The organism is Rahnella sp. EDr1-12 (genome assembly GCF_049206505.1).
In the GTDB taxonomy this organism is placed as follows: Bacteria; Pseudomonadota; Gammaproteobacteria; order Enterobacterales; family Enterobacteriaceae; genus Rahnella; species Rahnella rivi.
In genome coordinates, this window is the sequence record NZ_JBLZNY010000001.1 from 1,774,750 (window position 1) to 1,785,635 (window position 10,886).

Annotated in this window: 12 protein-coding genes and 3 pseudogenes; 6 read left to right on the forward strand and 9 right to left on the reverse strand. The window is 47.6% G+C overall.

The window, feature by feature from the left end:
* Nucleotides 1-21 precede the first annotated feature (21 nt).
* The 3 genes from alsS (at nucleotide 22) to ACO0U8_RS08190 (ending at nucleotide 3,815) form a co-directional block, all read left to right on the forward strand.
* Complete coding sequence (alsS, locus tag ACO0U8_RS08180; protein WP_183848487.1) at nucleotides 22-1,698, forward strand: acetolactate synthase AlsS; 1,677 nt, start codon at nucleotides 22-24, stop codon at nucleotides 1,696-1,698.
* A 216-nt stretch (nucleotides 1,699-1,914) separates the two neighbouring features.
* Entirely contained in the window at nucleotides 1,915-3,339 is a 1,425-nt protein-coding gene (locus tag ACO0U8_RS08185; protein WP_390974180.1) for a DNA cytosine methyltransferase, read from the forward strand.
* Between the two features lie 5 nt (nucleotides 3,340-3,344).
* Complete coding sequence (locus ACO0U8_RS08190; RefSeq protein ID WP_421670591.1) at nucleotides 3,345-3,815, forward strand: very short patch repair endonuclease; 471 nt, start codon at nucleotides 3,345-3,347, stop codon at nucleotides 3,813-3,815.
* A 26-nt stretch (nucleotides 3,816-3,841) separates the two neighbouring features.
* Here the strand turns inward: ACO0U8_RS08190 and ACO0U8_RS08195 are convergent, their stop codons facing one another.
* Nucleotides 3,842-5,053, reverse strand: coding sequence for a type II restriction endonuclease (locus ACO0U8_RS08195; protein WP_421670592.1), 1,212 nt, complete (start codon nucleotides 5,051-5,053; stop codon nucleotides 3,842-3,844).
* 473 nt (nucleotides 5,054-5,526) lie between these two features.
* Between ACO0U8_RS08195 and ACO0U8_RS08200 the strand changes: the two genes are divergently transcribed.
* Both ACO0U8_RS08200 and ACO0U8_RS08205 read left to right on the forward strand, forming a co-directional pair.
* Nucleotides 5,527-5,748, forward strand: coding sequence for a hypothetical protein (locus ACO0U8_RS08200; RefSeq protein ID WP_421670593.1), 222 nt, complete (start codon nucleotides 5,527-5,529; stop codon nucleotides 5,746-5,748).
* Between the two features lie 271 nt (nucleotides 5,749-6,019).
* On the forward strand, nucleotides 6,020-6,352 hold the full coding sequence (locus ACO0U8_RS08205) for a hypothetical protein (protein WP_421670594.1): 333 nt from the start codon (nucleotides 6,020-6,022) through the stop codon (nucleotides 6,350-6,352).
* Here the strand turns inward: ACO0U8_RS08205 and ACO0U8_RS08210 are convergent.
* A pseudogene (locus ACO0U8_RS08210) lies at nucleotides 6,330-6,458 on the reverse strand (alpha/beta hydrolase); the annotation flags it as partial. The gene ACO0U8_RS08205 and the pseudogene ACO0U8_RS08210 overlap by 23 nt on opposite strands.
* 39 nt (nucleotides 6,459-6,497) lie before the next feature.
* Between ACO0U8_RS08210 and ACO0U8_RS08215 the strand changes: the two are divergent.
* Nucleotides 6,498-6,737, forward strand: a pseudogene (locus tag ACO0U8_RS08215) (SymE family type I addiction module toxin); the annotation flags it as partial.
* 41 nt (nucleotides 6,738-6,778) lie between these two features.
* Here the strand turns inward: ACO0U8_RS08215 and ACO0U8_RS08220 are convergent.
* From ACO0U8_RS08220 to ACO0U8_RS08250, 7 genes and pseudogenes are all read right to left on the reverse strand, one after another.
* Nucleotides 6,779-7,075: a contact-dependent growth inhibition system immunity protein gene (locus ACO0U8_RS08220; RefSeq protein WP_238485214.1), complete on the reverse strand. Its 297-nt coding sequence runs from the start codon at nucleotides 7,073-7,075 to the stop codon at nucleotides 6,779-6,781.
* Entirely contained in the window at nucleotides 7,072-7,404 is a 333-nt protein-coding gene (locus tag ACO0U8_RS08225) for an RNase A-like domain-containing protein (RefSeq protein ID WP_217204526.1), read from the reverse strand. The genes ACO0U8_RS08220 and ACO0U8_RS08225 overlap by 4 nt, the downstream gene beginning before the upstream one ends.
* Nucleotides 7,405-7,425: 21 nt before the next feature.
* Nucleotides 7,426-8,534: pseudogene (locus ACO0U8_RS08230) on the reverse strand (IS3 family transposase).
* A 41-nt stretch (nucleotides 8,535-8,575) separates the two neighbouring features.
* Complete coding sequence (locus ACO0U8_RS08235) at nucleotides 8,576-8,812, reverse strand: hypothetical protein (protein ID WP_217204442.1); 237 nt, start codon at nucleotides 8,810-8,812, stop codon at nucleotides 8,576-8,578.
* 71 nt (nucleotides 8,813-8,883) lie between these two features.
* On the reverse strand, nucleotides 8,884-9,189 hold the full coding sequence (locus ACO0U8_RS08240) for a hypothetical protein (RefSeq protein WP_136377220.1): 306 nt from the start codon (nucleotides 9,187-9,189) through the stop codon (nucleotides 8,884-8,886).
* Nucleotides 9,190-9,196: 7 nt separating this feature from the next.
* Nucleotides 9,197-10,741: a VENN motif pre-toxin domain-containing protein gene (locus ACO0U8_RS08245; protein WP_238485217.1), complete on the reverse strand. Its 1,545-nt coding sequence runs from the start codon at nucleotides 10,739-10,741 to the stop codon at nucleotides 9,197-9,199.
* On the reverse strand, nucleotides 10,707-10,886 hold the full coding sequence (locus ACO0U8_RS08250; protein ID WP_338019872.1) for a VENN motif pre-toxin domain-containing protein: 180 nt from the start codon (nucleotides 10,884-10,886) through the stop codon (nucleotides 10,707-10,709). Before ACO0U8_RS08250 ends, ACO0U8_RS08245 begins: the two co-directional genes overlap by 35 nt.

Genomic DNA, 10,886 nt, shown 5'->3' on the forward strand with positions numbered 1-10,886 from the left:
CCACATCGAAGGAGTGACACCATGAAAAATTCAGACAGTAAAACCGAGTGGAAATGCGGTGCGGATCTGGTGGTCGCGCAGCTTGAAGCCCAGGGTGTAAAACACGTATTCGGCATTCCCGGCGCAAAAATCGATCGCGTCTTTGACTCTCTGCTCGATTCCAGCATTACGCTGATCCCGGTCCGTCACGAAGCCAACGCCGCCTTTATGGCCGGCGCGGTTGGCCGCCTGACCGGTAAAGCGGGCGTCGCGCTGGTCACCTCCGGTCCCGGCTGCTCGAACCTTATCACCGGCGTCGCCACCGCGACCTCCGAAGGCGATCCGCTGGTTGCGCTGGGCGGTGCGGTAAAACGCGCCGACCACGTCAAACAGGTGCACCAGACCATGGACACCGTCGCGATGTTTCGCCCGGTGACGAAGTATTCCGCTGAAGTCACCTCCCCTTCCGCGCTGGCCGAAGTGCTGGCGAACGGCTTTCGCGCCGCCGAGTTTGGCCGCCCCGGCGCAGCATTTATCAGCCTGCCGATGGATATCGTCAACGAACCGGCCAGCGGCAAACTGCTGACCTCGCAGGCACCGGTGCTCGGCAGCGCGCCGCACGATGCGATCATGCAAGTGGCGCGCCTGCTGCGACAGGCTAAAAATCCGGTGCTGCTGCTCGGCCTGATGGCCAGCCAGCCGCGTAACGCCGAAGCGATCCGCCGTCTGCTGCATAAAAGCGATCTGCCGGTAACCAGCACTTATCAGGCGGCGGGCGTTATTGATCAGGCTTCCTTCCACCGCTTCGCCGGGCGCGTCGGTTTGTTCAACAATCAGGCCGGTGACCGCCTGCTGCGTAATGCCGATCTGGTGATCACCATCGGTTACAGCCCGGTCGAGTACGAACCGGCGCAGTGGAGTAACGACAACGCCGAACTGGTGCATATCGACGTCATGCCCGCCGAAACCGACAGCGATTATCTGCCGGACGTCGAGCTGGTGGGCGACATCGCCGACACGCTGGATCTGCTGACCGAACAGATCCATCAGCGCATCGATCTGAGCGCGTCATCTGTCGAGATCCTCGAAGATCGCCGCCAGCAACGTGAGCTGCTGGCTCAGAAAGGCCGCAGCCTGAATCAGTTTGCAATCCACCCGCTGCGCCTGGTGCGCGCGATGCAGGACATCGTCAACAGCGACGTCACTCTGTGCGTCGACATGGGCAGTTTCCATATCTGGATCGCCCGCTACCTCTACAGTTTCCGCGCCCGTCAGGTGCTGATTTCCAACGGCCAGCAAACCATGGGTGTCGCATTACCGTGGGCTATCGGTGCCGCGCTGGTCGATCCGGGCCGCAAAGTGGTGTCCGTTTCCGGCGACGGTGGCTTTATGCAATCAAGCATGGAACTGGAAACCGCCGTCCGTCTGGGCGTCAACCTGCTGCACATCATCTGGGTTGATGAGGCGTACAACATGGTGGCCATCCAGGAAGAGAAAAAATACCACCGCACCTCCGGCATCCAGTTCGGCCCGATAGATTTCAAAGCCTACGCCGATGCCTTCGGCGCCAAAGGTTTTGCCGTCACCTCCGCCGAAACGCTGGAAAGCACACTCCGCGCCGCCATGGACGTACAAGGCCCCGCCGTCGTCGCCGTACCGGTGGATTACAGTGATAACGCGTTACTGATGGGGCAGCTGGAGATGGGGAGGATTTTTTAGGAGGGGGGAGAAGACACAAATTTCATATTTTACATACCAAAATTGCGAGACATCCCGGAAAGTAATTACATCTTGTTGAGAGACAGGTCCATTCCGGGTTGCTAAATTAAGGCAGCCCGGAAAATTACTGTACAGATACACAGATTTGTTTTTTGCCTCTGGGTCAAACGAGTGATAAAGTGTCACTCATTCGTCCCATAAATTGGCACAATCTAAATGACCGAATCTGAAGCTTCAACTGTAGAACAAATCAAAAAAGCAGCAGAAGACATGCGGCTCCAGCTAGAAAACGATAAGGCTTTGGTTCGTCGTTTGCTGGAAATCTATGACCAGAAAGCCATTGCGGAAACATTGCGCGAATACAATAACGACTGGTCGCGCGAATCCCTTAACCGTTGGTTAAATGGAAAAGCAACTCAGCGCTCACTCACCGAATGCGAAATCATTACGCTAAAAAGCATGCTCCCAAAACCACCAAAATCCCATCCGGACTACAAATTCCGCTTTATCGATTTATTTGCAGGAATCGGCGGGATCCGCAAAGGGTTCGAAGACATTGGTGGTAAATGTGTATTCACCAGTGAATGGAACAAAGATGCCGTTCGCACGTATAAAGCAAACTGGTACAGCGATCCTGATGAACACGTTTTTAACTCAGATATCAGAGAAATTACGCTGAGCGATAATCAGGAAATCGATGTTGAAGAAGCCTACCAAAACATCGACAAAGAAATTCCTGATCACGATGTTCTTTTGGCAGGTTTTCCATGCCAGCCATTCTCACTTGCTGGAGTATCAAAAAAGAACTCTCTGGGCAAAGCCCACGGTTTCGAATGCGAAGCGCAAGGGACTTTGTTCTTTGACGTAGCCCGAATCATCGTAGCCAAACAACCTTCTATTTTTGTATTAGAGAACGTTAAAAACCTTAAAAGTCATGACAAAGGAAAAACGTTTAAAGTCATTATGGAAACACTTGATGAGCTCGGGTATGACGTTGCCGATGCCGATATCACGGGGTCAGGCGATCCAAAAATCATTGATGGAAAACATTTTCTTCCCCAACATCGCGAACGAATTGTTCTGGTAGGTTTTCGCCGTTCACTGAACATCAGTAAAGATTTTACTCTTAAAAACATCAGTCAATTTTTCCCTCAGGAGCGCATTACCTTTAAGCATATCCTTCAGACCGAATACGATAAAAAGTACGTTCTCACCCCACTTCTTTGGAAGTATTTATACAATTATGCCAAGAAGCATCAGGCCAAAGGGAACGGTTTTGGTTTTGGATTAGTTGACCCAGAAAATCCGGCCGTAGTTGCAAGAACGCTCTCTGCCCGTTATCACAAAGATGGCTCAGAAATCTTAATTGACCGGGGCTGGGACAAAGAATTGGGGGAAACTGAATTTGATAATCCTGAGAATCAAATCAACAGACCCCGTCGCCTGACGCCGAGAGAATGTGCACGCCTTATGGGCTTCGAGCAGCCGGGAAAAGAATCTTTCCGTATTCCAGTCTCTGATACGCAGGCATATCGACAGTTTGGTAACTCAGTTGTTGTCCCAGTCTTTGCAGCAGTCGCACAATTACTCGCTCCGTATATTGCGAAGGCTGTTGAACTGAAATCTGATAAGGCGGCTTAGATACGATGGCTGATGTCCACGATTCAAAAACGCGAAGCAAAAATATGCGAGCAATTAAGAATCGTGGCACAGTTATTGAGAAAAAAGTTGCAGGTTTGCTATCAGAATCTGGTTTCATTTTTAGGGAGCAAGTCCAGGATTTGCCAGGGAAACCAGATTTTGTTGTTGATGACTATAAAGCTGTTATTTTTGTACACGGCTGTTTTTGGCATCATCATAATTGCTATCTTTTCAAAGTTCCTGCGACCAGAACTGATTTTTGGATTAACAAAATTCAAAATAATGTCAAAAATGATGAGCGGGTTATTCAAAATATTTTAGAAAATGGCTGGCGGATTTTAATTATATGGGAGTGTAGTTTAAAAGGGCGAAAAAAATTATCACACAACAATATCCTTGAAAGAATTGAAGAATGGTTGTGTACCTCCGCGAAAACATCTTACATAGATACAAATGGAATGTTCACACTGTCATAGTTGGCAATGTGAACAAGCAATTATACTCAATAAATCACTTTAATTTCATCGATAAAGTCTTCCAGAGTAACCAGTTCCATTCTAATATCTTTAGGATATTTCTCATGAAGAGGTTTTGGAACAACCAAGATAATCCCTGCCGCTTTCATTTCATTAAACTGATTAACTGAGACGCCCTCTTGCAAAGTAAATAAATGTACCATTTTTATTTTATCAGCCTCATTAATAGCCTGCCGCCATCGATCTTTACAGGTTGTTTTCACAGCAAGCATTCGTAGTTTTTCTTCGGGATAGTCAGGATCATGATACGCCTGTCCTGAGGGGAATATGAAGTCAGGTTTTTTGTTGCCTTCCGTCACACACTGTGTTGAAAAATTCAGCAACTCATTGTCTTTGAAGATAACTTCAAGGTGAAGCTCAAGTGACTTACCCGCTCGGGATTTTCTGCGATTACTAACAGAATTAGCAAGTGCGATGAATTCATTAACACTATTAAACCCATCTTTTATTTTATGTAAAACATGAAACTCTTCAATATGAAGGAAAAGAGAGAACTCTGCCTTTCTTCTCTCCAGAATAAGAGAGTCTGACGTCGTTGATTTAAATTTAAACAAATTAGGCAGGTAAGAAATAATCTCACTACCAGAAGGAAATGTCGTGGCCCAACCTTCAGGAATTTTGAAATTTTTATTTGTTTTATTTTCCTGAATGGAAGTTACACCACCAAATACACTATCCCCAGGACTAAAAATTGATGTCCCCGGAAGAACCTCACCGGTTATCGTCTCTATTAAATCTTCTTCTTCTAAGGAACGACAAATCCATGCTTCCAGATACACGCAATCTGCAAGTTCGGTTTGCTTTCTAAATGCCAGAACGAGTAATGAACCAGTATTTTCCGCGTCTTGGATAGGACTTCCTTTCCCTCCCCATGAGGTTATCCTTGATTCATTCCTGCCGTTTTTCTTTTTTCTTGCCAATTTACTATTATAATAAATTGCTTTAACACTTTGTTTTTCGATATCATGCGAAACTATTTTTGCAGATAATTGTATACTTGGGTTCTCGCAATCAAATCTATTTATAGAGGGGAAAAGTATATCTCTGGTAATTTTTGGGATGTAAATCCCAACCTGGTGACCTCCTGTAGCACCTGTATCATTAGCAGATAAGCGTTTCATATAGATTACCCATTCTGGGTTTGCCTTTTCACTTATGAACTCATCTAAAGTTTTCAAGTTAATCCTCTTGTACTCTATCTGTAACTTTTACAAATTTCGAATTGTAGGGACTTTAGCTCAATCTTCGTTTCACGGCTATTGTCATGTATACAAAGCGATCTTCCTTCCAAATCTAAAAGTAACTCCCTGTAAATTCATCCAGCCTATTTTCATCGATTTTGCAGAGAGATAAAGTTTCCTCGCCGCGGCAAAATCCGCAGTCAGAATTAGCGTTCTGTCCCAGTTTGGTGCCATCAACTCTATGAAAATAGGGTAAATATGGTACGGTCTGCACTCACCCAAATTATGGTGGCTCAGACAGTGGCTTCTTACGAAGCACCGGACTCCAGACTGGCCGGAACGCTAACGCTGTTTGAGCTACCACCACGGGATTAGCGTCTCTGGAGGTAGTTAATCAACTATCAGCTGGAGTACTAAAATGAAATTTTATAATACTTCTTTTTCAAATACCTCCGCACCGGAGGCTCGCAATGCCTAATCTTTACGATAATACCCCGCTGGAACTGGAAGAGATCGTCGATCACTGCCGTGCGTTATCTTATGCCATTGTGTCGCTGGATAATTCGCAGGCGAAAGACCTGTTGACCTATATCCTTTGTGAACGGCTTGAAGTGCTTTATCAAACGCTGGAAATGCCCTTTACCGATGATGATGTTGTAAACGTTGAAGTGACGGAAGCGATGGCGCACTAGCAGGTTTGCAGAGGTAAAAAAGCCAGCGCGCATGCGCTGGCCTGATGGTTCAAGTGGCAAATAAGTGAGAGAGCGTCATGCTGCAGCTCACATGGGGAATATGTCCTTCCATTCGACAAAAATTGCGAGTTGCCTTCCAACTTCCGCAACAAAATACTGTAAATGCATACAGGTTATTTCTTTGAATCTTCAACAAAGATAGAGTGACTTCGCAGCGGCAACTTCCCGGCCGGAAAAGGGATTTCAACTCACTGACAATGGAATGATCATCATGACTGATACCGACAACACCGCATTCACCGCTAATTCCATCACCGTATTTCGTTCTCTGATTTCCGAGCTGGACGTAGGACACTTTGCCGAGGCACAACTCTACGATCTCAGCGCGCTGGCGTCCGAATCAGCCGAAGGGTTGTGCCAGGGTTTACTGTGCCTGAGCGAAGGTCTGGAGAATTGCGAGATACTCCCCCCTGAAGGGATTGCGCAGGTCAGTGGTTACCTGAAAGCCTCGGCCCACCTTATCCCTGCGCTGTTCGAGTTGTGTGAAAAAGCCAACAACAGTATGACTAAAACACGCCAGATTACGGCTTATCCGATGAACTGACGCGCCAGGCGAGATCCCGAATCAGGTTTCGCGCCGTCGGGCTGATGCCGCCAAGCTGGAAAAAACCATGGATAACGCCGAGATAACGCTGCGCGGTGCAAGCCACTTTCCCCAACGCTGTTAAAGAGCAACCACAACAACCACACTTAAAAGCAACTGGCTGGAAGATGCGGGGTTTACAACCGGTACACCGCTGAAGGTTCGCGTGATGCCCGGTTGGCTGGTGCTGACCGCACAAGATCCCGACCCCACACCGCCGCCAGAGCCGGAGATTATGCAGACACTGAAGAAGGCCTGTAAGCTCACGGGCCGTAAGCAACAGCAAATCCTTGAGTTTATTGGGGTGATCACCGCTAAGAACCCTCCTGTCGGGAAGTGGATTTGACGGCTGACAGGTAAAAATCCCGGCTCGGTGGCCGGGATCTTTCAGTTCATTTGTTTGTATATATGCTTTAACCATTCTTCAGATGAAGGCCATTCGTTAGGGTAATAATAATTACAATCAATTTTGTTAAGCAAAATGTCTTGTAATTCATCATCTGACAGAGAAAGTGCCAACAGATAATCTATTTCAGCTTTCATCTGCAATCGCTCTTCCGCAGTTTCGGTAGCCTTATAAGCTGCTAATGTTTCATCCGCGTTGCCAAAGAGCACTTCAAAATCTTGGTTAAAGTAGCATCTTAGCAAATATGACAAGGAAGGATATTTCTCTTTAATATTCATGGTGTTGGATATCCTGTAATGATTTTATATCCCTCTGGCATTGAAGGATCCCTTCCAATGATAATTCTGGCATTTGTGGTTGGTACAACATTTGTAGAACCACGAGTAACGCTAATACCAATAGCAGCAGAAGATTGATAATCAAGTTCTAAGTAACCTTTTTGGCTACCAGATAAATAACTCTGGATCTTCGATTGATTACTATCAATGGCTTTACTTGTTACAGCTTCTGCTGTAGCTCTATCAGTAAATGTAGATGCTGTTTTTGTATTACCTGTAGACACTCTATCAAATAACTCCGCTTCAGTTTTTCCTACATGTCGATCAATAAAATTGTAAGTATCCCAGCTTTAGTTCCACACACTTTTTGAGATTTCCGTGTTCTCGGCCATCAGCCGGTATTCTTCCGGCGTCAGGTTATTCAGGGATTCATGGGGCCGCTCACTGTTTAATTCATTCAGCCAGCGTTCAGTTATTTTCCGTGCTTCATTCAGTGTTCTGAACAGATAAAAATCCAATATTCGGTCCGGAACGTTCGGTTAAACCGTTCGATAAATGCGTTTTGTGTCGGTTTGCCTGACTTGATAAATTCCAGCATTACGTCATGGGCCTCAGCCCTTTGTGCAAGAGCCAGCGATATCAGTTTCGGCCCGTTATCCATTCGCCTCTTCAGCGGAAATCCACGGTTTGCCACTATTCTGTCCAACACCCATACTACCTGATGCGCCGGGATATTCAGGTCAATTTCAATGGCCAGAGCCTCTCGGTTAAAATCATCCACGACGTTGAAGGTCCGAAAACCTCGGCCACATGCCAGGGCGTCGTGCATAAAATCAATCGACCAGATTTGGTTGAGTGCTTCCGGCGTTGCCAGCGGAGCCGGATCGCGCACCGGCAGGCGTTGTTTACCCTTACGACGAAAATTCAGTTTTAACAGACAGTAAATCCGGTGTACCCGCTTGTGATTCCAGACGTGCCCCTGCCTGCGAAGCACCTGAAAAAGCTTCTTAAAACCGTAGCAGGGATAGCGTTCAGCCGCCTCAGTCAGCCTATGGATCACCGGTTCATCACGTCGCGTATCCGGTTGATAGCGAAACACCGTCCTGCTCAGCGATAACGTCCTGCATGCATGGCGTATGCTCATCGTAAACTGTGTGGTCAGATAGCTGACGAGCTCACGCTTTATCGCTGGTTTTAAAGCTTTTTTCGATGACGTCTTTTAACGCGCGATTTTCCAGACTCAGGTCGGCAAACATCTGTTTGAGACGGCGGTTTTCGTCCTCAAGATCCTTCATCTTTTGATATCAGAGGCTTCCATGCCACCATACTTCGCTTTCCAGTTATAGTATGAAGCCTCAGATATTCCCGCTTCGCGGCAGACATCTTTGACAGTACGTCCGGCTTCAACAGACTTTAGAACGGTGATGATCTGGTACTCGGTGAATCGGATCTTACGCATAGCGATCTCCTCAGGGACATGATCTGTATGTCCGAAGATCTCTAAAAGTGAATGGGCCGGTTAAGCGGGATGCTTACAGTACCACTGGCGTGTCCGTTATTGCCCGCCCCCGCAAGTGAGAGGTTGCCGACGTTAGCCAACAGCGGCAAGATTTGCGGACGGATTGGGTGATAGAGAACGGCGAGGTGATTATCGGTGGCGACTGGCTCACCGAGTCCGGCATTATCGATGCGGAACAACTGGAAGTCACCGCTGCGCCCAGTTTGCTCCGGTTGCAAGGCTGGAAGCTGACAGTTTCAGAGCTTAGAAGCAAAAATCCCGGCCAGTAGGCCGGGACCTATTACAGGATTTAGATTAAATCTTCACTATTTAAAAGAACAATGACATTGTCCGCCCCTAGAGCTTCCCTAATCATCTCAGCCATCTTATCAGTCGATATTTTAAGCGATTTATTATTTACTGATATATAACAATACGATATCGGATCCAACCCAAATTCATTAGATACCTCTTTTTGAATTGGATGTGGTATACCCGCAGTAGATAAATAGTAGTGCGCGGGGAATACATCTGGATATCGTGTCGCAAATTCGTTCAACTTATGTTGCAAATCAGCACAAGTCAGCTTAGTAAAACATGTTAATCCTATAGACATAGCATCCTCACTTCACCCTAATAGCGTTGCCGGTTTTATCAATTACGATAACTTTATCCAATCCCATAATTGGCCACTGCGTTAGCTGTTTTTGAAGTTCTGGAATGCTAACTTTAGTGTCAGACATATTGATCACGACATTAGATGTCTGGCCTTTGTCTACTTTAGATTTAACCTCGCTGTAGATATTTCGCACACTATTAGATCTAGGGGCATAGTTATCAAAGATCTCGCCATTAATCCGGTAATCTGGATTCTTATTTCCAGCTATAGAAGGGTTCTGCTCTATATAAAATCCTGATTGCGAAAGAATTTGAGCACTCTCATTTTCCCTGTTGAGAGAGCGGATATTCTCTTTCGTCATCCCTGACTCCATCTTGGTTACTGGCCCCGTTAAAGACCCCTCAGATTTTGTAATCACATTACCGATAGAGCCTGTTTGCCATATGTTAGAGTTATTCGGTGACGTTATGGCGCCATCTGTCTTACCTATGACATTATTTCCCGCAACACCACCAAAGATTGCCGCTGTCCCTAAGCCGATATTTAGTGCACCTTCTCCGTAGTTGCCCTCAACGACCTGACCGATCCCAGTACCGGTTTGATAAGCCCCACCAGCAGCCAGAGTTGAACGAGCAATAATCCCCGGTGCACCTGGCAAAGCGAGTAGAGCATCAGTTCCTAATGCGGCTTGGCCAGACTGGACACTGTATCCTTTCAGATAACTCAGCGCCTCGTTATACGCTTTGATATTTCCTGTGGAGGCGACAAATGCCTTACCTGCGACCAGTGACTGAATAGCGTCAGCCGCGTGCTCTGGGGTATACCCGTACATAGACTGAAGTTCATAACCATACTGGTTAAGCAATCCGGCTAGCTCTCGCTTCTGGCCTTCTGTCAGTGGTTGGCCTGATTGGTACTGTTGCAGCAACACATTGCTAGCTCGGTCTTCATTCGTCAGCCTGACGATATTCTGTGAAGCCTCTAGTAGGTTTTTACCAGCTTTCTGATCCTCAATAGACTTATTCAGCGTTTCAGCTTGTTGTGGGCTAAGGAAATTATTCTCAACCGCCGTCTTCCCTGCAATCCCCCCAGTCCCTGCTGCAACAGACGAATTCCCCGCCACGCCGCCTGCCAGTCCTGCGGCCAGCGTGCTCAAGGCACTCACATTCGCCTTTTGCTCATTCGTCAGGTTTTCCGGTTTTACCCCCGGATACAGCTCTTTCGCAATCAGCTGCGCCGCCAGTTCGCCGGTCGCCGCACCCGCTGCGCCGCCGGTCACGGAGCCGCCCTGCAGATAGGCAACTACCGCGCCGGCAAGGGCGTGCCCCGTAATATTCTCAGCCTGATTAACGTTGCCTTTGGCGTCTGTGGTCGCCGCCTTCACCGCCAGGGACAAATAAGGTGCCAGCCCGCCCGCCAGTGCCTGACTCATGTCACCACCGGTTAAGCCTGCCAGCGCGCCTGATATCGCCGTGCCCGCCGTCCAGAACGGGCTGCCGATGCCGTATTTCTGCTCAGCAGCAACGTTTTCCGGCGAGTTCTCCAGCATCTTCACAGGCAGAATCGCCCTGGCACTGAGTTATCTCATGAGCACGCGCTTTGTTGTGCGGCAGACTCAGCGCATTATTCTCAAGCGCATTATTACCAGCCTGTGCACCTTCTACCGCATTGGCACTGCTGTCACCGGTAATCAC